The following is a 24,857-nucleotide window of genomic DNA, read 5'->3' on the forward strand; positions in this document are numbered from 1 at the left end:
GTCAGGCTGCGGCGCGCAGCGGCATCGGCGACACCGTGCCGGTGACTTCGGGCGGCTTGGGCCGATTGTCGCCATATTCGTCGGCGTCGAAGCCGATCGTCTTGCCGACCTTCTCGAGGATGCGGTGGCTCTGCACCGTATGGCCGCGCGCCTGGCCGATCGCCATCATCGCCTGGCCCAGCATCTCGAAGGCGTGCTGGCCGACGACCGCCGACAGCTTCGCCTCGGCCCGTGCCCGCGGCAGGGCCATCGCCAATGCGCCCGCCGTCGCGAAGGCCGCGTCGAGATCGTTTTCCAGCTTCCACAGCAGCTCGGTCACCTGAAGTGCCGATTCATGTTCGGTCATCATCGCTTGCCCCCGATTTCGACCATGCCCACTCCCTGCGGCATGGCACATTGCCGTCAGCCAAGGTGCGACAGCCGCCCGATGACCCGGGTCATCACATCGAGTCCCGTCGCCAGCATGCCGAAGCCGATGGCGAGCGCGACGGCGATCGTGGGGATCCACAGCAGCCTTTCGGCCATGGTCATGTCGTTGCGGGCCTGGCCCTGACGCCGGACCGGGAGAGACAAGCGGGGCGATGCGTGGACATGGCCGCCCTGCACCGCCCCGCCGACCGTACTCCCATCCGGTGCCATCGGAAGTGGCATGGGCGTCGGTTCGGAAACTAGCCCCGCAGAATCGGGTATGATTTTATGCGGGGTAGGTTCTGCTTCGATTTCAGGGACTTGGTCATTTTCATGGGCCTCGAAATCAGCCAGTGCGATGGCCGCGTCGCGGCGATTGCGCGCGCCCAGCAGGCGAACGGCCTCGGTCAGATAGCTGTCGACGGTGGATTTCCCGAGCCCCAGCTCGGCAGCGATTTCCTTGGACCCTTTCAAGGCCTTCACCCCGCGCAGACATTCGCGATGGCGGCGGGTCAACAGGGCGAAACGTTCGGGGGTCATCACTTTTTCCGGCCACGCCGGGCGGATCGCCCGCGTGCGTTCTACGCCCTAGCCGCGAGAGTGGTGCCTCGCCAAGACACTCCTTGTCCGATTTGGCGTCCGATCTGGCCAGGACACGAATTTTTAAGGATTTGATTCGGCTCCCGCCGGCCTCACTCGCGCCGGGTCGAGGACGCGATCCCCTCGATCGAGTCGAGCGCCTTCAGCAGATCGTCGAACGCCGTATCCTCCTGGACCGGGAAGGACCGCCGGAAGCCTGACCCCAGCACGTCCAAATCGCGCTGGGTAAGCAGGCCGACCGCGACGATCGGGTCGGGTCGGCGGGGCGATTGGGGCGTGTCCTTCGCCATCACCGCCATCCACCATCGGTACGCGCGTCGCGGCGCATCGCGGACAATGGCGAACGCGCCGTTACCGCTTCGTGCCCCCTATCCGATACGGGGAATCGTGAAACGATCAGGCCGTGCATTATCCGAACTCCATCCATGACGGCTCAACCCGTCATTCGGCACAGCTGTTCCACGGATTTTCCACGACAGGACCGCCGGTTGCGATCGTTGCGGGAAAGGGCATCGCGGGAAAGGACGGGACGACGGCGTTTCCGCAGCTTGACACCCTTCCCTGTCGGCCCCGCCATTGCTAAGGCCGCTGGCGTCTACCGGATTTATTCCCGGCGCGCCTGCTCGCGGCTGCATGCTGCCGTGTCCCCCGGGCGTGCTCGGCTCGACCAAGAAGGGACGCCCATGACTGCGATAGGCCAGGACAGCCTGAAGACCCGCTCGACGCTGAACGTCGACGGCAAGACCTATGATTATTTCAGCCTCGCCAAGGCATCCGAGCAGCTCGGCGACATCAGCCGCCTGCCCTTCTCGATGAAGGTGCTGCTGGAGAATCTGCTGCGCTTCGAGGACGGCACGACCGTCACGCGCGAGGATATCCAGGCGATCGTCGACTGGCAGAAGACCCAGCGTTCGGACCGCGAAATCCAGTATCGCCCGGCCCGCGTGCTGATGCAGGACTTCACCGGCGTGCCTTGCGTGGTCGACCTCGCCGCGATGCGCGACGCGATCACCAAGCTGGGCGGCGATGCGGCCAAGATCAATCCGCAGGTCCCCGTCCACCTCGTCATCGACCACTCGGTCATGGTGGACGAGTTCGGCACGCCGCAGGCGTTCGAGGACAATGTCGACCTCGAATACCAGCGCAACATGGAACGCTATGAGTTCCTGAAGTGGGGCTCGAAGGCGCTCGACAATTTCTCGGTGGTTCCGCCGGGCACCGGCATCTGCCACCAGGTGAACCTGGAATATATCGGCCAGGCCATCTGGTCCTCGACCGAAACCGGCGAGCATGCCACCGGCTCGGCCGCGATCGCGTACCCGGACACGCTGGTTGGCACCGACAGCCACACCACGATGATCAACGGCCTGGGCGTGCTCGGCTGGGGCGTCGGCGGGATCGAGGCGGAAGCCGCGATGCTCGGCCAGCCCGTGTCGATGCTGATCCCCGAAGTCGTCGGCTTCAAGCTGACCGGCAAGCTCCAGGAAGGCATCACCGCCACCGACCTGGTGCTGACCATCACCCAGATGCTGCGCGCCAAGGGCGTGGTCGGCCGCTTCGTCGAGTTCTACGGCCCCGGCCTGTCGTCGATGACGCTCGCCGATCGTGCGACGATCGCCAACATGGCGCCCGAATATGGCGCGACCTGCGGCTTCTTCCCGGTCGACGACAAGACGCTCGACTATATGCGCCTGACCGCGCGTTCGGACGAGAATGTCGCGCTGGTCGAGGCCTATGCCAAGGCCAACGGCTTCTGGCGTCATGACGATGCCGCCGACCCCGTCTTCACCGACACGCTGGAACTCGACATGTCGACGGTCGTGCCGTCGCTGGCGGGTCCGAAGCGTCCGCAGGACAAGGTCGTCCTCACCGAAGTCGACGACGTGTTCAACGCCGACCTCGCCAAGGTGTACAAGAAGGACGAGGCCAAGCGCGTCGCGGTCGACGATCGTGGCCATGACATCGGTGACGGCGACGTCGTGATCGCCGCGATCACCAGCTGCACCAACACCTCGAACCCGAGCGTGCTGGTCGCCGCCGGCCTGGTCGCCCGCAAGGCGAACGCGCTGGGCCTGAAGCCCAAGCCCTGGGTCAAGACCTCGCTCGCCCCCGGCAGCCAGGTCGTCACCGATTATCTCGACAAGGCGGGCCTGACCGCCGATCTCGACGCGATCGGCTTCAACCTGGTCGGCTATGGCTGCACCACCTGCATCGGCAATTCGGGTCCGCTCGCCGAGCCGATCTCGAAGGCGATCAACGGCAACGACATCGTCGCGGCCTCGGTCCTGTCGGGCAACCGCAACTTCGAGGGCCGCGTGTCGCCCGACGTGCGCGCCAACTTCCTCGCCTCGCCGCCGCTCGTGGTGGCCTATGCGCTGAAGGGCACCGTCACGCAGGACATGCGTGAGACGCCGATCGGCCAGGGCAAGGACGGCCAGGACGTCTATCTGAAGGACATCTGGCCCTCGAACGACGAAGTCCGCAGCCTGATGGATGCGAACATCGACGACGAGATGTTCCGTTCGCGCTACGGCAACGTCTATGCGGGCGACGCCAAGTGGTCGGCGATCGAGGTGACCGGCTCGGACACCTATAGCTGGCCCGCCGCTTCGACCTATGTCGCCAACCCGCCCTATTTCGAGGGCATGGAGATGACGCCGAAGCCCGTCACCGACATCATCGAGGCCAAGCCGCTCGCCATCCTGGGCGACTCGATCACCACCGACCACATCAGCCCGGCCGGTTCGATCAAGGCCGACAGCCCGGCAGGCATCTTCCTGCAGGAGCATCAGGTCGCCAAGAAGGACTTCAACTCCTATGGCGCGCGTCGCGGCAACCACGACGTGATGATGCGCGGCACCTTCGCCAATATCCGCATCAAGAACGAGATGGTGCCGGGTGTCGAAGGCGGCATGACCCAGTATGACGGCGAAGTGATGCCGATCTATGACGCCGCGATGCGTCACAAGGCCGACGGCACGCCGCTCGTCATCATCGCGGGCAAGGAATATGGCACCGGCTCGTCGCGCGACTGGGCGGCGAAGGGCACCAACCTGCTCGGCGTGCGCGCGGTCATCACCGAGAGCTTCGAGCGTATCCACCGTTCGAACCTGGTCGGCATGGGCGTCCTGCCGCTTCAGTTCGCCGAGGGCGTGACCCGCGAGACGCTGAAGCTGGACGGCACCGAGAGCTTCACCATCCAGAACGTGGCGGCCATCCGCCCGCGTCAGGATGTCGAGGTGATCCTGACCCGCAAGGACGGCTCGACCGAGACCTTCCTGACCAAGTGCCGCATCGATACCGTCAACGAGCTGGAATATTTCCTGAACGGCGGCATCCTGCAGTACGTGCTGCGCAAGCTGGCGGCCTAAGCCGCCCGTCGGGGGCGGGCCGGTGGCCCGCTCCTCTTGCCGATGGCATCAGACGCCCGTCCGGATTCGTCCGGGCGGGCGTTTGGTTTTTGGCGGTGGCCGGGTCCGCGCTTTGCCCGTCATCCATTCACGTGAGCGTTGCGCGCCGTGGTGCTTCTCAAGGCAAAATCAGGTTCGCGCAGAGGCGCGGAGGACGCAGAGGTGTCGCCGCCCGGGGACGCGTTGCCCCTCTCTCCCCATGGAAAAAGGCACGATTTCCGAGATCCTGTCTCTGCGTCCTCCGCGCCTCTGCGCGAACCGAATACTCTTTATTTCGACTCGGCCCGAAGCGCCTTATCCCTGCCGGTGCGCCTTGCGCAGCGCGGTTTCGCGCTCCAGCCGTTCCAGCATCGCCTCGATCGACTCGTCCCCACGAAGCGGCAGCGCGCCGCCGCGTTCGTCGGCAATGGGCTCGCGCATCGCGGGGATCGGCATGGGTTCGGGTTCGGCGCGGACCGGTTCGCGCGGGACGGCGCGGATCGCGTCCGGATCGAACGCGGCCAGCGGCATGTCGAGATCGGCGGGAAGCGTCCGCTCTATGTCGGGCATGTCCTCGTCCTCCGGCGGCGGCGGCGGTGCGCCCAGTTCGGCGGCGAGCAGCGGGCGACGCGGCGGCGCATCGGGGTGGCGGTCGGAGCGGCGGACGCTGGGGACATAATCCTCGTCCTCGGCATCCTCGGCCTTGGCGCGCCGGGCGAGCAGCCCGCCCGGACCCCAGAGCAGATAGGTCGCGGCCCACAGGACGGCCCCACCGCCCGCGCCGATCCCGAACGCCAGCAACAGCCGCGCCTTGACGCCCAAGGGCGGTTGCGCGGCGGAGAAGATATCGGCGAGCCCCAGCTGCGCGACCAGCATTTCCAGGCGCCAGACCGGCGCGATCAGCAGGATGAAGGCGAGCAGCACGCCGAACGCCCCGCCGACCAGCGCGGGCACGAGGCGATAGGGGGAAGGCGTCGCGGTGAAGGTCATGATCCGATCGGCGCCTTGCCTAGCAGGTTTCGGTAAACAGGTTCGTAACGGCGGATATTCGAGGCCCAATCGCGTTCGGTTTCAACAAAATATCGCCCCGCATCGCGCCGCGCCTCCCATATCCCGCGATTCGACAGCAGGTCCGCCAGCGCATCGGCCAGCGCCACCGGATCGTCGGGCGGGAACAGCGTCCCCGTCTCGCCGTCGCGGATCAGCTCGCGATGCCCGCCGACATCGGACGCCGCGACCAGCCGCCGCTGCGCCATGGCCTCCAGCGGTTTCAGCGGCGTGACAAGATCGGTCAGCCGCATCTTCTTGCGCGGATAGGCGAGGATATCGACCAGCCCGTAATAACGCTCGACCGCCTGATGCGGCACGCGCCCGATGAAGCGGATCGCCGACACCACCGGCGATGCCTGCGCCTGTGCGCGCAAGGCCGCCTCCATCGGACCGCCGCCGACCAGCAGCAGCCGCGCGCGGGGCCGCGCCGCGACCAGACGGGGCATGGCGGCGATCAGGTCGTCCAGCCCCTCATAATCATAGAAGCTGCCGATGAAGCCGATGACCTCCGCATCGTCCAGTCCCAGCTCGCGCGCCAATGCATCATCGCGCGCGGGCGGGCGGCCGAACAGGGTCAGGTCGACGCCATTGGGCGAGACGATGATCTTGTCCGCCGCGATTCCCCGCGCGATCAGGTCGCCGCGCAGCCCTTCGCAGATGACCGCGACCGCATCGGCGCGCACACAGGCCCAGCCTTCCAGCGCGCGGGTCGCGCGGTAGCGGCGGCTGCCCTCGACGCCGGTGCCGTTGCCGACCGCCGCATCCTCCCAGAAGGCGCGGATTTCATAGACCAGCGGCAATTTGCGCCGCCGTGCCACGACCCAGGCGGCCAGCGCATCGAGCACGGGCGAATGGGCATGGAGGATATCGGGCCGGAACGCGTCGACCGCCGCCCCGATCGCCCGGACATGCGCGGCCATCCCCCTCGCCTCGCCGACCAGCCCGTCGGGCGTGCCGGTCGCGCTGGGGGTGCGGTAGAAGGTCAGCCCGTCGAGCATCTCGACCCCGCCTTCGCCCTTGCCCTGACGCGGCCCGGTCACCGCCGCCACCTCATGCCCCTGGGCGACCTGTGCCTTCAGGATCGCGCGCGTCCGGAACGTGTATCCGCTTTGCAGCGGCAGACCGTGGTCGAGGATATGCAGGATACGCATGGCGTTACGCCTGTCATGCCACCCCTTAACGCCGCGTCAACCGTGGGTTTATAAGCGTGGCCGACCGCGCCGTTTTGGAATGGGAAGGAGGGGCGATGATCGACAGTTTCGCCCTGCTGCTGACCCATGGCCTGATGCTGCTGGCGGCGTGGCGCCTGCTGACCCGCCGCGATCTGGACCAGGAGGGCGAGGTCGAGCGTCCGTCGCGAATCAAACGTCCCGGCGAACGGCCACGCGGCGATGCGTGACCTGTTCCTGATCGGCTTTCTGGTCAGCCTGTTCGGCATGGGCCTGCGCCGCCCGTTCCTGCTGGTGCTGACCTATATCTATATCGACATCGTCTCGCCCCAGCGGCTGACCTATTATCTGCTGAACACGGTGCCGATCTCGCTGATCGCGGTGGTCGCGGCGGTCGGGGCCTGGGCGCTGGTCGACGACAAGCGCGACAGCCGGTTCACCGCGCGGCAGGCGGGCATTCTGATGCTGCTGATCTATTGCGGGATCACCACCTATTTCGGGGCCGATTTCCCGATCGAGGCGGCGGACAAATGGGGATGGGTATGGAAGGCGCTGGCCTTTGCCGTCTTCCTGCCGCTGACCCTGCGCACCCGCTTGCGGATCGAGGCGCTGCTGCTGTTCATGGTCCTGTCGCTGGCATCGATCGTCATCGTCGGCGGGGTCAAGACGCTGGTCAGCGGCGGCGGTTACGGCGAACTCAACCTGATGGTGAACAACAATACCGGGCTGTACGAGGGCAGTATCATCTCGGCGGTCGCCATCTCGGTCATTCCGACCATATTGTGGCTGATGCGGCACGGCACGATCTTCCCACCCGACTGGCGGGTGCGGGTGTTCGGGCTGGGGCTGGTCTTCGCCTGTCTGCTGATCCCGGTCGGCACATCGGCACGGACCGGGTTGTTGTGCATCGGGCTGCTGGCGATCCTGATGCTGCGCGACGTCAAGCGGCGGCTGCTCTATATCGGCGCGCTGGCGGTCGCCGGGGTGGCGGTCGTGCCGCTGCTGCCCTCCTCCTATACGCAGCGGATGAACACCATCCGCACCTATCAGGGGGACGAGTCCGCCTCGACCCGGCTGGCGGTGTGGAAATGGACGCTCGACTATGCGACCTCCAACCCGTTCGGCGGCGGGTTCGAGGCCTACCTCCAAAATTCGGTGCGGTTCGACCTGACCTCGGTCGAGGGCTCGGCGCACGACTCGAAGGTGGAGAAGCGCGTCACCACCGACCGTGCCCGCGCCTATCACTCCAGCTATTTCGAGATGCTGGGCGAACAGGGCTGGCCGGGGCTGTTCCTGTGGCTGGGGATCAACCTGGCGGGAATCCTGCGGATGGAGGCGCTGCGCCGCCGTTACCGGGCCGCCAGCGATCCGCTGCACTGGGGCGGGCAGCTGGCGGGTGCGCTCCAGCACGGGCACCTGATCTATCTGCTGGGCGGGGCGTTCGTCGGGATCGCGTTCAACCCCTTCCTCTATCAGCTGATGGCCGCGCAGATCGGGCTCGACACCTATCTGACCCGCAAGACGCGCGAGGCGCGGCAGAAGCCGCAGTTCCGCCCTACCACTTTCGCGCCGTCGACGTGATGCCGGGGCCCAGGATGTTGCCGCGGATCACCAGAGGCTCGCCCGCCCAGTTGCCGACGAACACCGGATTGAAGCCCGCGCCGGGTGCCAGCCGCGCGCGGTTATTCTCGACCACCAGCCCCGACGAGTCGTTCTTCGCCCCCTCCGGCGCGACGGTGATCAGCGTCGAGTGATTGTCCTTGTCGCGGCCGAAGACGAACTCGTTGCCCGCGATCCGCCCCTTCGCCCCGTTGGACAGGTCGATCATATAGTTGGTCATATGACCCTGGCTGTCGTCGAAGCTGCTGTCCAGCACCTCGACATAAGGCGCGCGCGTCTTGACATAATGGCCGCCCTGCCCGCGCTCGAACCGGCAGGCGGTGACGCGCAGCGATCGATAGCGGCCCATATAGATGCCATGCGCGCCGGTGCCGGTCGGGTCATGGCCCAGCCCCGAAAAGGTCGAATGGTCGACGCTGACCGTGCCGTTGGGATCGTCGGCGGACAGGATGCCCGACTGGCTGTCGAGGAACATCGCGTTGCTGACCGACAGCGGCCCCTTCTCGATGCGGATGCCCGCGCCATTGCCGTCGCCGACCTCGATATGGCTGAACACGATGCCCTGCACCTGCGCGCCGCGCCCGCGCAGGACCAGCGCCGCCTTCCCCTCGCAGGCGATGCGGGTGAAGATCGTCTTGCCCGGCTCGGCGGCGACATAGGCGACCCGCCCCGCCGTCTGCACCGCGCATTCGCGGTACGTGCCCGGCGCGATCCGGATGGTCCCGTCGCCATCGCCGATCGCCGTCACCGCCTCCTGCAACGTGCCGAAGCCCCGCCCGCCGACCGTGAAGGGCGGACCACTTCCCTGCGCGAGGGCGGTGGCCGACGTCATGCCGAGGAATAGGAGCGTAACCAGGCGCATGGAGGACATCCTGAAAAAGCGAACGGGCACCGCATCCTGCCATGCATGGGCAAAGGATGCGACGCCCGCGATCGTCCCGCGAAGGGATGATGCCTATCCTCCCCAAGCTTGCTTGGGGAGGGGGACCACCGCGAAGCGGTGGTGGAGGGGCGACGGACCAGCCATGCCCCTCCACCACGCCCTGCGGGCGCAGTCCCCCTCCCCATCTGCGATGGGGAGGATCGAGTTTACGCCTCTTCAGTCTCTTCCTCGTCGGCCAGTTCGTCTTCCAGCGCGGTCAGGATCGCCTGGTTGAAGGCGGGGATGTCATCCGGCTTGCGGCTGGTGATCAGGTTGCCGTCGACCACGACCTCCTCGTCCACCACGTCCGCGCCCGCATTGGACAGGTCGGTGCGGATCGAGGGATAGCTGGTCAGGCGACGCCCATCGATCACGTCCGCCTCGGCCAGCAGCCAGGGGCCGTGGCAGATGGCGGCGACGATCTTGTCGTCCTCCATGAATTCGGTGACGATCTCGACCGCGCGCTCGTTCAGGCGCAGCTTGTCGGGGTTGCAGGTGCCGCCGGGAATGACGAGCGCATCGTAATCGTCGGTATCGACCTCGTCGACGGTCAGGTCGGGGGTCGCGGTCTCCGCCTTGTTGATGTCGCCTTCCATGCCCTGGATCGGGTCGGACTTGAGCGAGGCAAGCGTGACCTTCGCACCGGCGTCTTCCAGCGCTTGGCGGGGCTTGAACAGCTCGACGGTCTCGAATCCGTCGGCGGCGAGCATCAGGACGCGTGCCTGGGAAAGATCGGCCATGATGAAAACTCCTGTCGGGAATGCCTGGGGGGGGGGATCGGCCCAGTCAGAACCCGTGACCGCATCGGCCGTTCCGGAACGAAGCGACCAGCGACGCATTTGCAAGGACGACCCGAGAGAGAGCGATGGCCACCCGATTAGTCTTTTGCGACGACAGCAAGCCCGGCATCACCCGGACCAAGGTTCGCGGCCAATGGGCCTATTGGAGCCCGAAGGGTGAGCGGATCACCGATCGCGACGAAATCGACCGGCTGAACCGCATCGGCCTGCCCCCCGCCTATCAGGACGCCTGGTTCTGCCCGCGCGCCAACGGCCATATCCAGGCGGTCGGCTGGGACGAGAAGGGGCGCAAGCAATATCGCTATCACGCCGATTTCCGCGAGGCGCAGGAAGCGGCGAAATATGAACGCTGCGCCGCGTTCGGCCATGCCCTGCCCCGGCTCCGCAAGCGGGTGGAGGCCGACCTGAAGAAGCGCGGCCTGTGCAAGGATCGCGCGGTCGCCGCCGTCGTCCGGCTGCTCGACAACGGCCATATCCGCGTCGGCAACGAAGCCTATGCCGCCACCAACAAGAGTTTCGGCGCGACGACGCTGCGCAAGCGCCACGGACAGGTGAAGGGCACCACGTTGCGCCTGCGTTACCGGGGAAAGTCGGGCAAGATGCGCGACATGACCCTGACCGACCGCTCGCTCGCCAGCTTCGTGAAGCGGTGCCAGGATCTGGACGAACAGCATTTGTTCGCCTGGGTGGACGAGGATGGCGAGGCCAATCCGGTCACCTCGTCGGACGTGAATGGCTATATCCGCGAAGCCACGGGCTGCGACTTCACCGCCAAGCATTTCCGCACCTGGGCCGCCAGCGTCGCGGCGTTCGAGGCGCTGGCGCTGGCCGAGGCGGACCTCAGCCTGAAGGCGATGCTGGAGCCCGTGGTCGCAAAGCTGGGCAACACCCCCGCCATCGCGCGCAAATCCTATGTCCACCCCTCGCTGATCGCGCTCGTCAAGGACGGCCAAGCAGCGTTTCGCAAGACCCTGCGCCTGCCGCGTGCGCGCGCGGGGCTGTCCCGCGTCGAGTGCGGGCTGATCGCATTTCTGGAGGCCGGAACCCCGGCCAGCAAGGCGGCCTGACCGCCACCGTATTCAAGGAGTCCCCATGGCGAAATCCTCGCCCAAGGCGCCGATCTTCGACGGCTCCCGCATCCCCGACCAGGTCAGGGGCATCGTCAACGCAACCTATCAATGGGTGCAGGATTACTGGCTCAAGGTGCTGATCGCGATTGGCATAGGTGCCGTTATCGTACTGGCGCTGCTCTGGGTCCGCAGGCTAGGCGACAAGCTGTGCAGCCGCCCCGGTTTCGCCGGGGGCTGGGGCATAATCCTGGGCCACGCCATCGCGCGGACGAACATGTTCTTCATCATCACGCTCGCCGCGCAACTGGTCGCGGGCTATGCGGGCGCGCCGGGCGAAGTCGCCAAGACGATCAGCTTCTTCTTCACCATCGCCAGCGCGTTCCAGGCCGCGATCTGGGCGCGCGAACTGATCCTCGGCACGATCGAGCACCGCACCCAGTCCGAACATTATTCGGGCGAGGCGCTGCTCTCGGCGATGGGGCTGATCCGGCTGCTAGTCACGGCGGTGCTATTCGCCGTCGCGCTGGTCGTGGTGCTCGACAATCTGGGGGTGAACGTCACCGGCCTGGTCGCGGGTCTGGGCGTCGGCGGCATCGCCATCGGTCTGGCGGCGCAAGGGATTTTCGGCGACCTGTTCGCCGCGCTCGCCATCATCTTCGACCGCCCGTTCCGGCGCGGCGACAAGATCAGTTACGACAATACGAACGGCGTGATCGAGGCGATCGGCCTGAAATCCACCCGCATTCGCGCCTTTACCGGCGAGTTGCGCATCATCTCCAACCGCCAGCTGCTCGACAAGGAAATCCAGAATACCACGGTGCGCGACCATGTCCGCCTGTCGTTCATGATCGGCGTTGCCTATGAAACCCCGCCCGAGACGCTGGCGCGCATCCCGGCCCTGTTGACCGAGATCGTCGAGGGCGAAGGCGGCAAGGTCGCCCGCGCCGGGTTCGAGAATTTCGGCGCTTCGAGCCTGGACTTTGCGCTCCAGTTCGACGTGCCCGGCGACGACTGGGCCACCGCGCACGACCTGCGCAACAGGATGCTCGTCACGCTGATGAAGCGGTTCGCGGCGGAGGGGATTTCCATCCCCTATCCCACCCAGACGACCTACACCGCCGCGCCGGACGGGACGCTGGTCATGCCCTATCCGCAGGTCCAGCCGGTCGAGGTGCATCGGGCCTGAGCGAACACCCTCACCCTTCCCACCCGCTAAAGCGGGCGGGCCCCTTCCCTCTCCCATTGGGAGAGGGAGGGAGGCGCGAAGCGCCGGAAGGGTGAGGGTGTGGCGGCCCTCAGATCCCGCCTTCGTCCAGCGACAACAGCGTGGCATTCCCGCCCGCCGAGGTCGTATCGACCGACACCGCCCGCTCCGCGCAGAAGCGGTACAGATAATGCGGTCCCCCCGCCTTGGGCCCGGTGCCCGACAGACCCTCGCCACCAAAGGGCTGGCTGCCCACCACCGCGCCGATCATCGAGCGGTTGATATAGAGGTTGCCGACCGCCGCCTCACTCTCGGCGACCTCGCTGGCGCGGGCGATGCGGCTGTGCAGGCCCATGGTCAGACCATAGCCCTTGGCATTCACCTTCGCGATCGTCTCGGACAGCGTGCCCGCTTCCCAGGTGGCGACGTGCAGGATCGGGCCGAACCATTCCTGGGTTAGGTCCTCGACGCGGTCGAGCCGGATCAGCGTCGGCGGCACGAACAGCCCGTCGGCGGGCGCCTCCAGCGTCTTGATCGTGCGCGCCGTCATGGCCGCGCGATAGGCCATCAGCTTGTCATAGGCGGCGCGGTCGATCACCGGCCCGACATCGGTCGCTGGCTGGCCCGTGGGGCCGAGCACCAGCGTCTCCATCGCGCCCTTGAGCATCTCGATGACATTGTCCGCGACGTCCGCCTGCACCAGCAGCAGCCGTAGCGCCGAACAACGCTGCCCCGCCGAGCGGAAGGACGAGGTGATGACGTCCGCCACCACCTGTTCGGGCAAGGCGGTCGAATCGACGATCATCGCGTTGATGCCGCCGGTCTCGGCGATCAGCGGCACGATCGGGCGGTCATCGTCCGCCACCAGGGTCCGCGCGATCCGCTTGGCGGTGGCGGTCGATCCGGTGAAGGCCACGCCCGCGATCCGGTGATCCTTGGTCAGTTTCTGGCCGACCTCCGGCCCGCCGACCGCCAGCAGCAGCGCGTCGCGCGGCACGCCCGCCCGGTACGCCAGCTCGACCGCGGCCTGCGCGATAGCGGGCGTCTGCGGCGCGGGCTTGGCGACGACGGTGTTGCCGGTGACGAGCGCCGCGACCGTCTGGCCGAGGAAGATCGCCAGCGGGAAGTTCCACGGTGCCACCGTCGCCCAGACGCCGCGCCCTTCCAAGTGCAGCGTGTTTCGCTCGCCCGTCGGCCCGGGCAGCTCTACCGAACCGAGCCGCGCCCGCGCCTGCTGCGCATAGTAACGGCAGAAATCAGCAGCTTCGCGCACCTCGCCGATCGCGTCGGGGATGGTCTTGAACGCCTCCTGCACCAGGATCGCCATCAACCGCTCGCGGTCCTGCTCCAGCAGGTCGGCCAGCTTTTCCAGCACGGAAGCGCGGGTGTCGAGCGGCGTCGCGTTCCAGGCCGGGAAAGCCGCATGCGCGCGCGCGACCAGCGACGCCACATCGGCGGTGGCGGCGACCGGGGTCACGGCAGGCGCGTTGACCGCCTTCACGGTGGCGTCGAGCGTCGCGATGTCGCTCAGGTCGATGCCGGTCGAGTTGCGATGGCCCGGCGCAAACAGGTCGACGGGCAGCGGAATGCTCGGGTGGCGCGCGCCGCCGACAGCCGCGATCTTGGCGACCGGATCGGCCAGGATCTCCGCCTCGGTCAGCCGCGCATCGGCCAGCTGATGCACGAAGCTGGAGTTCGCGCCATTTTCCAGCAACCGGCGGACCAGATAGGCCAGCAGGTCGCGATGCCCGCCGACCGGCGCATAGATGCGGCACTTATGGCCCTGTTCGCGCACCAGCCGCTCATACAGGCCGTCGCCCATGCCGTGCAGCCGCTGGAACTCGAAATCGTGGCTGTTGCCCGCCCATTCCAGGATGGTCGCAACGGTCAGTGCATTGTGGCTGGCGAAGGCGGGGCGGATATTCTCCGCCGCCAGCATGTCCTTGGCGACCGCCAGATAGGACACGTCGGTCGCCGCCTTGCGGGTGAACAGCGGATAGTCGTTGAGACCCTCGACCTGGGTACGCTTGATCTCGCTGTCCCAGTACGCGCCCTTGACCAGCCGGACGTTCATGATCCGGTCGAGGCCATTGGCCCAGGCGATGACCGCGCGAGCACGCTTACCGTAAGCCTGCACTGCCATGCCAAAACCGTCCCAACCCTTCAGCGCGGGGAGGGCAGCCACGCCGCCGATGATGTCGAGGCTCATCTCCAGCCGCTCGGACTCCTCGGCATCGACGGTCAGGGCGATGCCCTTGTCCGCCGCCTGCCGCGCCAGCTGCGCCAGCATGTCGGTGAGCGCGGGCACGCATTCATAGGCACGCGGCAGCTCGTAACGCGGATGGAGCGCGGACAGCTTGACCGACACCGAATGCCCCGCCGCCGGGTCCGAGCCCACCGCGTCGATCGCCTTCACATAGGCCTGGAAATAGCGCTCCGCATCCTCATGCGTCCGCGCCGCCTCGCCCAGCATATCGAAGCTGGCGGTGAAGCCCTTGTTCTCGGGCTTCTTCATGCGGCGCATGGCTTCCTCGATGGTGCGGCCCATCACGAAGATCTCGCCCATCATGCGCATCGCGGCACCGACCGCCTGCCGCACGAACGGCTCGCCCGCGCGCGACAACAGCCGCTTGAGCGGCCCCGCCTCGCCCTCACCGACCAGCGCGCGGCCGACGACCAGGCCCCAGGTGGCCGAGTTCACCAGCTTCGACGCCGACCGCCCGGTATGCGCGCGCCAGTCCGCCTCGCCCAGCTTGTCGGCGATCAGCAGGTCGGCGGTCTCGGGATCGGGGACGCGCAGGAACGCCTCGGCGAGGCTCAGCAGCGCCACGCCCTCGGACGAGTTGAGGCGATATTCCTGGAGGAACTGGTTCACCCAACCGCGATTCTGCGCGGCGCGCAGGTCCGCGAGGAGCCCTGAGGCATGGCCCATGATCCGCTCGCGCATCTCCGGCGTCGCGGCGGCGCGGTCGAGCAGCGGCTTCAGGACATCGGGTTCGGGGGCACGGTACAGCGATTTCATGGTCTTGCGCGCATCGGCGGTAACGGCAGAGGTCATAGGTCCAAATTCCGGTCGAGCGGCCCGGCGCGCGGTAGGGCACTGGCGGGTCGCATGGCTATGCTGTGATGGACCAGCGCTTAGCGGGAAATGCGGGGAATGGGTATCGTTTGATACGACCATCTCGCCCGAGATCGACCCGTGTCCGAAATTGAATTTTGAACGATTTCGGACTATATGATTCGCAGGCGAGGACATCCGCCTTTCTGTAGAGCCCCGGTCGCTGCTACGGCCGGGGCTCAAATCCTTTGGGGCTCAGGCTGCTACCCGAGCCCCGCCGGGCACCTTACCTGTTGCGAACATCCACGATCTTCACGACCAAGGTCGCGAAGGCGATGATGACGCCCAGGATCAGGCACAGATCGGCAACGGACATCCGTGGTCCTTTCTGTGAGTGACGGCGGAAGTGCCGTCAGAGGCTTTGTGGCACATCCTGTTGAACGGCGTCAGGGGGAAGTCTTGTAGAGAGGCTCTTTACAAGACGCGCAACCATCCCCGCCCCCGCATCGTTCTCCCGACAAACCCATGAAAGGAGAGCCATGATGGCCGACGACAGCCCCCAGGAAATCGCCGCCAAGTTCCTCGACAAGCTGAAGGACAGCCCGTTCGTCATGATCGGCCTGAATGACGGCCAGCATTCCGAACCGATGACCGCGCAGATCGATGACGATCAGCCCAACACGCTGTTCTTCTTCGCGGGTCGCGACAACCGCATCGCGGGCGGTGGCGAGGCGATGGCGCAGTTCGTGGGCAAGGGGCATGACTTCTTCGCTTGCCTCGCGGGCCATGTCTCGAAGGACGATGATCGGGCGCAGATCGACAAGCTGTGGAATAATCAGGTCGAAGCTTGGTTCCCGCAGGGCAAGTCGGACCCCAATCTGACCCTGCTGCGCTTCGACATCAGCTCGGCCGAGCTGTGGGAAACCGATATCTCGCTGTCGGGCCGGGTGAAGATGCTGTTCGGCGGCACGATCCGTTCGGACGAGTCGTCCAGCCATGCGGTGGTCGGCTCGGTCGCGTAAATACGCGGTTACGGGAATGTGAAACGCCCGGAGGCCATTGCTTCCGGGCGTTTTTCTATTTCCCCCCATCCCTGTCCGGCCCCCGCCCCGTTCAGCCTGAGCGAAGTCGAAGGCCAAGGGAAACGGCTCGCCACGCGCTTTTGGCTGAGGGCACCCCGTGGCCTTCGACTTCGCTCAGGCTGAACGGAGAATGGGACGTTGAGTCAGGCGTCGGCAGCCCCCTCACCCGTTGGCCTTGATCCACTCCTCGACCACCGGCGCGATGCGGTTGCGCCATTTGGAGCCGTTGAAGATGCCGTAATGGCCGACCTGCTCGGCCATGTAATAGCGCTTCTTCTCGTCGGGCAGGTTCGTCGCCAGCGTCAGTGCGGCGCGGGTCTGGCCCAGGCCGGAAATATCGTCGCGCTCGCCCTCGATCGCCAGGATGCCGATATCGGTGATCGCGCCCGGATCGACGCGCTTGCCATGGTGCAGCATCTCGCCCTTGGGCAGCGCGTGCCGCTGGAACACCAGTTCGACGGTCTGGAGATAGAATTCCGACGTCATGTCGCACACCGCGCGATATTCGTCATAGAAGCGCTTGGTCGCCTCGGCGCTCTCGTCGTCGCCCTGGACCAGATGCTTGAACATCTCCCAGTGCGAGATCATGTGGTTGCCCAAATTCATCGACATGAACCCGGCCAGCTGCAGGAAGCCCGGATAGACCCGCCGCCCAGCCCCCGGATAGGTCATCGGCACGGTCGCGATCGCATTCTGCTCGAACCAGGCATGGGGCCGCTCGGTCGCCAGCAGGTTGACGGCGGTCGGCGCCTCGCGCGTGTCGACCGGACCGCCCATCAGGGTCAGGGTGCGCGGCGTGCAGGGATGCTTGTCCGCGCTCATCACCGAGGCGGCCACATAGGACGGCACCGAAGGCTGGCACACCGCCAGCATATGGGCGTTCGGCCCGATCTTGGTGAGGAAGTCGATCAGATAGTCGACATAATCGTCGAAATCGAACCGCCCGTCCGACAGCGGCACCAGCTTCGCGTCGCGCCAGTCGGTGATATAGACCTCGCAGGTCGGCAGCATCCGCTGGACGGTGCCGCGCAGCAGCGTCGCATAATGGCCCGACATCGGCGCGACGATCAGCAGCTTGGGGCTGTCCTCCACGCCCTCGCGGCGGAAGCGCTTGAGCTGGCCGAAAGGCTTGCGCAGCACGATCTCCTCATGGACCGCGACCTCGCGCCCGTCGATCTCGGTCTTGGTCAGGCCGAAGGCGGGCTTGCCGCGCGGCGCGGCGGCATGGGCGAACACCTCCAGCGCCGACCCCATGATCGCGCCGCCGCCCAGATAGGCGAAGGGATTGGCCGGGTTCTGAAGCAGGCCCGCGCCGAAATTGGCCAGCGCACTCGCACCCGCCAGCATCGAACGCTGCATTTCATAGGCGTCGTACAACATCGTCGATTCCCCTGCGCTCCCCAGCGGGAGCCCTGATTGCCATCGGTCTAGCACGAAACCGTTTGCGCGAGATGACCATAATATGGCCGATCGGTCATGGTGCCGGGTCGATGACAGGATCATGTTCACGATTACATGCCGCTGAACGCTCCAAAGCGGCCAAACGATGCCGGAGGGTCGACACCCGGCGTTGAGCCGCCGCCTCCGCGCTGCTAGGCCGCAGCGATCATGGCCAAACCCGCCGCCCCCCGCGATTCCGCCCCCGTTCCGGCCAGCCGCCGCATCAGCAATCTGAAGATGGTCTGGCGGTTCACGCTGCGCTACCCCGCGCATCTCGCCGCCGCCGCGCTGTCGCTGCTGGTCGCGGCCAGCGCGACATTGTTCATCCCGCGCACCTTCCAGAAGGTGATCGACCACGGCTTCGGCAACCTGACCAAGGGGGAGGATATCACCCCCTATTTCCAGGGGCTGCTGGCGGTCGTGGTCGTCCTGGCGCTGGCGACGGCGTTCCGCTTCTATTTCGTGTCGTGGCTGGGCGAGCGGACGGTCGCGGACATCCGCGTCGCGGTGCAGGCCAATCTGCTGCGGCTGGCGCCCCGCTATTTCGAGGAGAATCGCCCCTCCGAGATCGCCAGTCGGCTGACCGCCGACACCGCGATCATCGAGCAAGTGGTCGGATCGACCATCTCGATCGCGCTGCGCAATGTCGTGATCGGGATCGGCGGCACCATCTATCTGTTCGCGCTGTCGCCCAAGCTGACCCTGTCGCTGCTGGTCTGCATCCCGCTCGTCGTGCTGCCCATCGTGCTGCTGGGCAGACGCGTGCGCAGCTATTCGCGCGACAGCCAGGACCGGCTGGCCGATATCGGCGCGATCGCGGTCGAGACGCTGGGCGCGATGAAGGTCGTGCAGGCGTTCGGCCAGGAGCGGCGCGAGGCCGAGCGGTTCGAACATGCCGTCAGCAACGGCTTCGCGACCTCGCGCAAGCGCTTCCTGCTGCGCGCGGTGATGACCGCGATGGTGATCGGGCTGTTCTTCGGCGGGCTGACCCTGCTGCTTTGGGAAGCGGTCGCCGATGTCGCCAGCGGGCGGCTGTCGGGCGGGTCGCTGACCGCCTTCGTCGTGACGGGCATGCTGGTCGCGGGTTCGTTCCAGGCGCTGACCGAGGTGTGGGGCGACATATTGCGCGCGTCGGGCGCGGCGCAGCGCCTGGCCGAATTGCTGGCGGAAGAGCCGGAAATCGCGCCGCCCCCCGCCCCCGCCGTCCTGCCGGTCGTGCCGATGGGCGCGTTGCGATTCGAGCATGTCGTCTTCCATTATCCGACCCGGCCCGAGGTCGCCGCGCTGAACGACTTCTCGCTCGACATCCGACCGGGCGAGACGGTGGCGGTGGTCGGCCCCTCGGGCGCGGGCAAGTCGACGCTGTTCCAGCTGGCCGAGCGTTTCTACGACCCGCAGGGCGGCCAAATCTCGCTCGACGGCGTGTCGCTGCGCGATGCCGATCCGGCCGCGATCCGGGCGCGGATCGCGATGGTGCCGCAGGAGACGGTGATCTTCGGCGCCTCGGCGCGCGACAATCTGCGCTATGGCCGGTGGGACGCCGGCGACGATGAGCTTTGGGCCGCCGCAGAGGCCGCCAACGCCGCCGATTTCCTGCGCGCGCTGCCGCAGGGGCTCGACACCTTCCTGGGCGAAGGCGGCGCGCGCCTGTCCGGGGGGCAACGCCAGCGGATCACCATCGCCCGCGCGCTACTCCGCGATGCGCCGATCCTGTTGCTGGACGAAGCGACCAGCGCGCTCGACGCCGAGAGCGAGCAGCTGGTGCAACAGGCGCTGGAGCGGTTGATGGCGGACCGGACCACGCTGGTCATCGCGCACCGGCTGGCGACGGTCCGGGCGGCCGAGCGGATCGTGGTGATGGACGGCGGCCGGATCGTCGAGCAGGGCCATCATGCCGAACTGATCGCGCATGGCGGACTCTATGCGCGGCTGGCCAGCCTGCAATTCCACGACTGATAGGGCCGGTTTAGTACCAGTTACTTCCGGAGGGGCGTGGCCTTCGACTGCGCTCAGGCGGAACGGGTGTTAGGACCGAGCGACATTCAGCGATGCCTTTCCTTCCCTCGCCCCTCGCAGAGGGGAGAGGGTTGCGCAGACTTGGTCTTTGCGAAAGCAAAGGCTTAGTCGGAGCTGGGTGAGGGGTGGGCGCTCGCGAAGCGAGCGCGCGAGCCTTTGGGCTCGCTCAACCCCTCACCCAAGCTGCGCTAGCCAGCAGACTGGCAAGCTTCGCTAACCCTCTCCCCTGTCCAGGGGAGAGGGAAAGAAGAGCAATCGTGAATGTCGATCGGCTCTAGGATTCAGCACACGTCCAGCCACCGTTCAGCCTGAGCGCAGTCGAAGGCCACGCCCCGCCGCCCCAACAAAATCCCGAAAACTCAAACCATTACCCCATGATCTAAACCCGCTTGCGGCCCACGTCCCTCTCCCCTAGTCTCCGACAATACCATTTCAATACCGGAGAACGAGGATGACGCGGCGGGCAAACAGGTGGAACGGCGGCGTCATCGCGGCGGTCGCATTCGCGAGCCTCGCGGCCCCCTCGGCGCAGGCCGCCACCCCCACGCTTCCCGCCATCTTCCCCGCGCCGACCGCGATGATGCTGGGCGATGGGGCGATCGCGCTGGGGCGCCCGGTCACGCTGATCGTCGCGCCCGGCACCGAGCCCGCGACCGCCGCGCTGGTCCGCACGCTTCTCGCCAAGGCGGGGATCAGCGAGGTCGCGACCGCCAGCCGCCTGCCCGCCACTCCCGACCGCCCGACGATCGTGATCGGTCCCGACAGCGCCGCGATCGTCCGCGAGGCGCTGGCACGGAGCGGCGCGGCCGCCGACGACCGGACTGAAGGCTATACGCTGGCGACCCGCAGCACGGGCGCGGGGCTGATCACGCTGGCGGGGCATGATGCCGACGGCCTGTTCCATGCGGTGCAGACGCTGCGCCAGCTGCTCGCCCGGCCGACCATCCCCGCGCTGACCATCCGCGATCATCCCGCCATGCCGATCCGCGGCACGATCGAGGGCTTTTACGGCAAGCCCTGGTCGATGACCGACCGGACCAGGCATCTGGACTTCCTGGGGGAGATGAAGGCCAACACCTATGTCTACAGCCCCAAGGACGACCCCTTCGCGCGCGACAAGTGGCGCGAGGCCTATCCGGCGGCCACGCTGAGCGAACTCGGTACGCTGGTCGCGCGGGCACGGGCGAACCATGTCGATTTCGTCTATGCCATCTCGCCGGGGCCGAGCATCTGCTTCTCCAACCCGGCGGACGAACAGGCGCTGCTGCGCAAATTCGCGGCGCTGCGCGGGATCGGCGTGCACAGCTTCTATGTCGCGTTGGACGACATCGAATATCAGAAGTGGAATTGCGACGCCGACAAGGCGGCATTCGGCCCCTCGGGCGCGGAGGCGGCGGGCATCGCCCAGTCGAAGCTGCTCAACGCAGTACAGGCCGACCTGCTGCGCCAGGACCCCGCCTCGCGTCCGCTGATCATGGTGCCGACCGAATATTACGACGCCAAGGAAAGCCCCTACAAGGCCGCGCTACGCGCCCATCTGAACCCGCGCATCGTCGTGCAATGGACCGGCACCGATGTCGTGCCCCCCGCCATCTCCATCCCCGATGCCAAGGCGGCGACCAAGGCGTTCGGGCGCAAGACGCTGCTGTGGGACAATTATCCGGTCAACGACTATGCCAGCTCGGCCGGGCGGCTGCTGCTCGCCCCCTATGCCAAGCGCGAGGCGGGGCTGTCGTCCGAGCTGACCGGCATCCTGTCCAACCCGATGAACCAGGAAGCGCCCAGCCGGGTCGCGGTGACGGGCGTGCTGGCCTTTGGCTGGAACGACAAGGGCTATGACGCGGATCGCGCCTGGCATTATGCCGCGCGCGATCTGGCGGGGAATGACGCGCGCGCGACGGCCGCGCTGCTGGAACTGTTCGATACCCAGCATCTGGCCCCGACCTTCGGCAGCCAGCCCTGGCAGGAACAGGCGCCGAAGCTGAAGGCGCTGCTCGACCATGTCCGCGAGGCGCTGGCCAATGGCGACGAGGCCGAGCGGCGCGCGGCGATCGCGGCGCTGGGCCACAAGGCCGATGCGCTGGCCGATGCGCCCGACACGATCCGCGCGGGCGTGGCCGATCCGGGCTTTGCCGAACAGGCCGCCCCCTGGGTCGATGCGATGCAGCTCTGGGGCCGCGCGCTGCAACAGACCGCCGCCGGGCTCGACGCCGCCGACCGGGGCAATCCGGCCGCAACGCGCTATTTCGCCGATGCAAAGCGGATCGCCGCCCAGGCCGCCGCGGTGCCAACCATCCCCGGCGCCACCCGCTTCGGCGGGCCGGTCAAGATCGCGGACGGCGTGCTCGATACGTTCGTCGCGGACGCGCCCAACCTGATCGCGGTTACGGCGAGACCGTAACCGATGGGCCTGATCGCGGTTACGGCGAGACCGTAACCGTTCGGCTGGCGCGGCGGCCATCGGGGGTGCGGGTGCGAAGCTCGACCGCCCCCGTCACCGCCACCGGCCCGTCATAGCGCCGCCACGCGGTGGCGCCGCCCATGCGATACTCGATCGGGGTGCCGGGAAACTCGGCGTTCGCCTCCAGCCGACCGCCCGCGATCCGCGCGCCCGGCGGGGCGAGGCGATAGGTCACGCCCGCCCGGTCGAGCATCCGCATCTGCACGCCCATCCGCCCGGCAAAGTCGCGCCAGCCCGCCAGCAGCTTCGCCCGGTCCACCCGCGCATCGCCGGGTTCATAGCCCGCCCCCGCGACATAGGCGGGCTCCCAGTCCGGCTTGCGCCACGCCCGCTCGGCGAGCGCGAGCAGGCGCGGGAACAGCATATAGTCGACCTGGCTGTCGCGGCGGACCGTCTCGCTCCACAATTGCGCCTGGATACCCGCGATCTCGCGACCGGGCTGGAGCGGCACGGTGTCGGCGATGGACTTGGGCTGGGCGAGGATATTGGGGATCAGCGCGGCATTGGCGGCCAGATTGCCCGGCATGAAGCCGAACACCTGGAAACTGTCCACCCCGCGCGAGGCCCAGTCATAGCCCGTCTCGTCCGGATCGGCGGCATAGGGCATGTCGAAATAGCCGAGATCGGGGATCGACAGCACGGTCTTCCACCCGTGATTGGCCTGTCCATGCGCCTCGGCGACGCCGCCTGCGTGCAGGTTGCTCCAGATATTGGTCTGGACCTTGGCGGGCATCCTTGCGGGGTCGGTATGGCCCAGGCCGTCGCTCCACCCCGCGACCGCGATGCCGCGCTTGGCGAGATCGGCCGAGATCCGTTCGATGAAATAGGCGCCCAGCTGCTTGGGTTGCAGGCCGGTCCTGGCCATCATCACCTTGCAGGCGGGCGACTGGGTCCAGGCGCCCGCCGTCTCGTCCGCGCCGATATGATAGGTGGTCAGCGGCACCCCCGCCGCCTTGTGCAGACCCGCGATGGCGTCGATCACCGTGTCGATGAAGCGATAGGTGCTGTCGATACAGACGTTCAGCGTGTTGTCGTCATAATGCTGGACGCTGGAATAGCGGGTGGTGTCGCCCGGCTCGACCAGGCGGAAGCGTTCGGCGCCGGCGCGGTCGCCTTTCGCCATCAGCCGCTGATAGCGGACCTCCATCGACCGGATCGCCGCGCGCGAATGGCCGGGCATGTCGAAGGAGGGGATGACCGCGATCTGCCGCGCGGCGGCGGCGCGCAGGATGTCGGTATAATCGGCGGCGGTCAGATAGCCGTTGCTCGGCGCATCGCGCGCCGGGTCCGCACCGAGCTGCGGCGAGAGACAGGTCTTCTCGCTGAGGTCCTCGCAGCGATAGGCCCCGATCTCGGTCAGTTCGGGCAGCGCCGCGATCTGGAGGCGCCAGCCCTCGTCATCGCCCAGATGCAGGTGCAGCGTGTTGAGCTTGTACGCCGCCATCTGCTCGATCAGCTTGAGGATTTCGGCCTTGCTGTGGAAATTGCGCGCCAGGTCGATGTGCAGCCCGCGAAAGCCGTAGCGCGGCGCGTCCTCGACGATCAGCGGACGCAGGCGCGGGCCCTCCGCCGCCATCTGCTGCGCCAGCGACCGCAGGGCATAGGACGCCCCCGCCGCATCCGCCGCCGCGATGGTCACGCCGCCCTGGCCGATGGTCAGGCGATAGCCCTCCGCCGCCAGCCCCGCCGTCTTGCGGATGGTCAGCGGCACATGGCCCACCGGCAATCCGGCCAGCGCGGGCGCGATGGCGGCGCGGGCGATGCCGTCCGTGGTCACGCGAAGCCCCCCGGACAGATCGACCGGCGCACCGGCGGGTCGCCTGACCGTCATCGGCCTGGGCAGGATCGCCACATCGACCGGGGTCGCCGCCCCCCGTTCGGCATAGAGCGCAAAGGCGCGCTCGGGCGTCCGCCACAGCGTCTGGTCGTCGGGCGCGCTGCGGGCGAGCGCGGCCTCGTCGGTCATCGGCGCGGCGAAGGGCAAGGTCTCCAGCCCCGTCTCCGCATCGGTCCCCGTCCGGGTCGCCGCGATCACGCGCGGCGCGAGACCGGCGGCGGCCAGCGTCGCGTTGGGCATCATGTGATTGCGCGAGAAGAACGCGCCCAGCCCGGTCAGCTTCACATGATAGACCTGCCCCGGCGTCAAGCTCCGGCCGGGTTTCAGCGTCAGGACGTTCAGGTCGCCGTTGATCGTCCGGTTGTCGAACAGGTCGCTTTCGACCTTCAGCACCGGGTTGACCAGGCTGTAGCGGATCTCGACCGGCAGGCTGGGCGCGTCCCCGGGCACGGCGATGGCGATATCCGCCTCGAAACAGCGCGGAATGCCGGTGGGACAGGATGCCGGACGGTTGGTCAGGATGGTGTAGCGATAGCCCAAAGTCGCGGCCAGCCGATCCAGATCGGCCTGCACCGGAGCCACTGCCAGGATCGCAGCCGAAGCCCATAAAGTCATCATCATCTGCCCGTCCCGCTACGCCGTACTGGTATTACATTGGATCATGACAAGGCTGGACGCGCAAGCCAAACACATTCCTGCCGCTGCAAGAGGAGGAATAGAATGCCGGGGGT

General features: G+C 67.1%; 18 protein-coding genes. 8 read left to right on the forward strand and 10 right to left on the reverse strand.

Features of this window, described 5'->3' with window-relative positions:
- Position 1: 1 nt before the first annotated feature.
- From QE360_RS02160 to QE360_RS02170, 3 genes are all read right to left on the reverse strand, one after another.
- The gene (locus QE360_RS02160) at positions 2-349 is read right to left on the reverse strand and encodes a hypothetical protein (protein WP_307103229.1); all 348 of its coding nucleotides are present in this window, start codon (positions 347-349) and stop codon (positions 2-4) included.
- 53 nt (positions 350-402) lie between these two features.
- Entirely contained in the window at positions 403-948 is a 546-nt protein-coding gene (locus QE360_RS02165) for a helix-turn-helix transcriptional regulator (RefSeq protein ID WP_309698954.1), read from the reverse strand.
- A gap of 152 nt (positions 949-1,100) precedes the next feature.
- Positions 1,101-1,298, reverse strand: a complete 198-nt coding sequence (locus QE360_RS02170) for a hypothetical protein (RefSeq protein ID WP_307103224.1) — start codon at positions 1,296-1,298, stop codon at positions 1,101-1,103.
- A 393-nt stretch (positions 1,299-1,691) separates the two neighbouring features.
- On the opposite strand from QE360_RS02170, the gene acnA reads away from it, so the two are divergent.
- A complete protein-coding gene (gene acnA / locus QE360_RS02175; RefSeq protein ID WP_309698957.1) occupies positions 1,692-4,379 on the forward strand; it encodes an aconitate hydratase AcnA in 2,688 nt (895 codons plus the stop codon).
- 333 nt (positions 4,380-4,712) lie between these two features.
- Here the strand turns inward: acnA and QE360_RS02180 are convergent, their stop codons facing one another.
- Positions 4,713-5,387 (reverse strand): hypothetical protein, encoded by a 675-nt coding sequence (locus tag QE360_RS02180; RefSeq protein ID WP_309698959.1) that lies wholly within the window; start codon positions 5,385-5,387, stop codon positions 4,713-4,715.
- Positions 5,384-6,598: a TIGR04063 family PEP-CTERM/XrtA system glycosyltransferase gene (locus QE360_RS02185; protein WP_309698961.1), complete on the reverse strand. Its 1,215-nt coding sequence runs from the start codon at positions 6,596-6,598 to the stop codon at positions 5,384-5,386. The genes QE360_RS02180 and QE360_RS02185 overlap by 4 nt, the downstream gene beginning before the upstream one ends.
- 95 nt (positions 6,599-6,693) lie before the next feature.
- Between QE360_RS02185 and QE360_RS02190 the strand changes: the two genes are divergently transcribed.
- Together QE360_RS02190 and QE360_RS02195 are read left to right on the forward strand one after the other, a co-directional pair.
- Positions 6,694-6,846 (forward strand): hypothetical protein, encoded by a 153-nt coding sequence (locus QE360_RS02190; RefSeq protein ID WP_307103216.1) that lies wholly within the window; start codon positions 6,694-6,696, stop codon positions 6,844-6,846.
- Positions 6,839-8,197: a putative O-glycosylation ligase, exosortase A system-associated gene (locus tag QE360_RS02195; RefSeq protein ID WP_309698963.1), complete on the forward strand. Its 1,359-nt coding sequence runs from the start codon at positions 6,839-6,841 to the stop codon at positions 8,195-8,197. Before QE360_RS02190 ends, QE360_RS02195 begins: the two co-directional genes overlap by 8 nt.
- Here QE360_RS02195 and QE360_RS02200 read toward each other — a convergent pair.
- Together QE360_RS02200 and QE360_RS02205 are read right to left on the reverse strand one after the other, a co-directional pair.
- Complete coding sequence (locus QE360_RS02200; protein ID WP_309698965.1) at positions 8,172-9,098, reverse strand: right-handed parallel beta-helix repeat-containing protein; 927 nt, start codon at positions 9,096-9,098, stop codon at positions 8,172-8,174. The genes QE360_RS02195 and QE360_RS02200 overlap by 26 nt on opposite strands.
- 227 nt (positions 9,099-9,325) lie before the next feature.
- The gene (locus tag QE360_RS02205) at positions 9,326-9,898 is read right to left on the reverse strand and encodes a type 1 glutamine amidotransferase domain-containing protein (RefSeq protein WP_309693136.1); all 573 of its coding nucleotides are present in this window, start codon (positions 9,896-9,898) and stop codon (positions 9,326-9,328) included.
- Between the two features lie 125 nt (positions 9,899-10,023).
- Here QE360_RS02205 and QE360_RS02210 point away from each other — a divergent pair, with 125 nt between their 5' ends.
- Both QE360_RS02210 and QE360_RS02215 read left to right on the forward strand, forming a co-directional pair.
- A complete protein-coding gene (locus QE360_RS02210; RefSeq protein ID WP_309698967.1) occupies positions 10,024-11,025 on the forward strand; it encodes a DNA topoisomerase IB in 1,002 nt (333 codons plus the stop codon).
- A 25-nt stretch (positions 11,026-11,050) separates the two neighbouring features.
- On the forward strand, positions 11,051-12,214 hold the full coding sequence (locus tag QE360_RS02215) for a mechanosensitive ion channel domain-containing protein (RefSeq protein ID WP_309698969.1): 1,164 nt from the start codon (positions 11,051-11,053) through the stop codon (positions 12,212-12,214).
- A 109-nt stretch (positions 12,215-12,323) separates the two neighbouring features.
- On the opposite strand, the gene QE360_RS02220 is transcribed toward QE360_RS02215, so the two are convergent.
- Positions 12,324-15,254, reverse strand: a complete 2,931-nt coding sequence (locus tag QE360_RS02220; protein ID WP_405052664.1) for an L-glutamate gamma-semialdehyde dehydrogenase — start codon at positions 15,252-15,254, stop codon at positions 12,324-12,326.
- Between the two features lie 578 nt (positions 15,255-15,832).
- On the opposite strand from QE360_RS02220, the gene QE360_RS02225 reads away from it, so the two are divergent.
- Entirely contained in the window at positions 15,833-16,312 is a 480-nt protein-coding gene (locus QE360_RS02225) for a pyridoxamine 5'-phosphate oxidase family protein (protein ID WP_309704032.1), read from the forward strand.
- A gap of 222 nt (positions 16,313-16,534) precedes the next feature.
- Here the strand turns inward: QE360_RS02225 and QE360_RS02230 are convergent, their stop codons facing one another.
- Entirely contained in the window at positions 16,535-17,752 is a 1,218-nt protein-coding gene (locus tag QE360_RS02230; RefSeq protein WP_309698973.1) for a polyhydroxyalkanoate depolymerase, read from the reverse strand.
- A 228-nt stretch (positions 17,753-17,980) separates the two neighbouring features.
- Here QE360_RS02230 and QE360_RS02235 point away from each other — a divergent pair, with 228 nt between their 5' ends.
- Positions 17,981-19,768 carry an ABC transporter transmembrane domain-containing protein gene (locus QE360_RS02235; protein WP_309698975.1) on the forward strand — a complete coding sequence of 596 codons (1,788 nt, stop codon included), beginning with the start codon at positions 17,981-17,983 and terminating at the stop codon, positions 19,766-19,768.
- A gap of 511 nt (positions 19,769-20,279) precedes the next feature.
- Entirely contained in the window at positions 20,280-22,229 is a 1,950-nt protein-coding gene (locus QE360_RS02240) for a beta-N-acetylglucosaminidase domain-containing protein (RefSeq protein WP_309698977.1), read from the forward strand.
- Between the two features lie 19 nt (positions 22,230-22,248).
- Here QE360_RS02240 and QE360_RS02245 read toward each other — a convergent pair whose 3' ends face one another.
- The gene (locus QE360_RS02245; RefSeq protein WP_309698979.1) at positions 22,249-24,747 is read right to left on the reverse strand and encodes a family 20 glycosylhydrolase; all 2,499 of its coding nucleotides are present in this window, start codon (positions 24,745-24,747) and stop codon (positions 22,249-22,251) included.
- Positions 24,748-24,857 lie beyond the last annotated feature (110 nt).

Origin of the sequence: Sphingomonas sp. SORGH_AS_0789 (assembly GCF_031453055.1) — a bacterium.
Taxonomy (GTDB): Bacteria; Pseudomonadota; Alphaproteobacteria; order Sphingomonadales; family Sphingomonadaceae; genus Sphingomonas.

What these genes read in the sequence shown, in the direction of transcription:
- QE360_RS02160 (WP_307103229.1), bottom strand. Translation starts at nt 349, where the DNA reads ATGATGACCGAACATGAATCGGCACTTCAGGTGACCGAGCTGCTGTGG.
- QE360_RS02165 (WP_309698954.1), bottom strand. Translation starts at nt 948, where the DNA reads ATGACCCCCGAACGTTTCGCCCTGTTGACCCGCCGCCATCGCGAATGT.
- QE360_RS02170 (WP_307103224.1), bottom strand. Translation starts at nt 1,298, where the DNA reads ATGGCGAAGGACACGCCCCAATCGCCCCGCCGACCCGACCCGATCGTC.
- acnA (WP_309698957.1), top strand. Translation starts at nt 1,692, where the DNA reads ATGACTGCGATAGGCCAGGACAGCCTGAAGACCCGCTCGACGCTGAAC.
- QE360_RS02180 (WP_309698959.1), bottom strand. Translation starts at nt 5,387, where the DNA reads ATGACCTTCACCGCGACGCCTTCCCCCTATCGCCTCGTGCCCGCGCTG.
- QE360_RS02185 (WP_309698961.1), bottom strand. Translation starts at nt 6,598, where the DNA reads ATGCGTATCCTGCATATCCTCGACCACGGTCTGCCGCTGCAAAGCGGA.
- QE360_RS02190 (WP_307103216.1), top strand. Translation starts at nt 6,694, where the DNA reads ATGATCGACAGTTTCGCCCTGCTGCTGACCCATGGCCTGATGCTGCTG.
- QE360_RS02195 (WP_309698963.1), top strand. Translation starts at nt 6,839, where the DNA reads ATGCGTGACCTGTTCCTGATCGGCTTTCTGGTCAGCCTGTTCGGCATG.
- QE360_RS02200 (WP_309698965.1), bottom strand. Translation starts at nt 9,098, where the DNA reads ATGCGCCTGGTTACGCTCCTATTCCTCGGCATGACGTCGGCCACCGCC.
- QE360_RS02205 (WP_309693136.1), bottom strand. Translation starts at nt 9,898, where the DNA reads ATGGCCGATCTTTCCCAGGCACGCGTCCTGATGCTCGCCGCCGACGGA.
- QE360_RS02210 (WP_309698967.1), top strand. Translation starts at nt 10,024, where the DNA reads ATGGCCACCCGATTAGTCTTTTGCGACGACAGCAAGCCCGGCATCACC.
- QE360_RS02215 (WP_309698969.1), top strand. Translation starts at nt 11,051, where the DNA reads ATGGCGAAATCCTCGCCCAAGGCGCCGATCTTCGACGGCTCCCGCATC.
- QE360_RS02220 (WP_405052664.1), bottom strand. Translation starts at nt 15,254, where the DNA reads ATGAAATCGCTGTACCGTGCCCCCGAACCCGATGTCCTGAAGCCGCTG.
- QE360_RS02225 (WP_309704032.1), top strand. Translation starts at nt 15,833, where the DNA reads ATGGCCGACGACAGCCCCCAGGAAATCGCCGCCAAGTTCCTCGACAAG.
- QE360_RS02230 (WP_309698973.1), bottom strand. Translation starts at nt 17,752, where the DNA reads ATGTTGTACGACGCCTATGAAATGCAGCGTTCGATGCTGGCGGGTGCG.
- QE360_RS02235 (WP_309698975.1), top strand. Translation starts at nt 17,981, where the DNA reads ATGGCCAAACCCGCCGCCCCCCGCGATTCCGCCCCCGTTCCGGCCAGC.
- QE360_RS02240 (WP_309698977.1), top strand. Translation starts at nt 20,280, where the DNA reads ATGACGCGGCGGGCAAACAGGTGGAACGGCGGCGTCATCGCGGCGGTC.
- QE360_RS02245 (WP_309698979.1), bottom strand. Translation starts at nt 24,747, where the DNA reads ATGATGATGACTTTATGGGCTTCGGCTGCGATCCTGGCAGTGGCTCCG.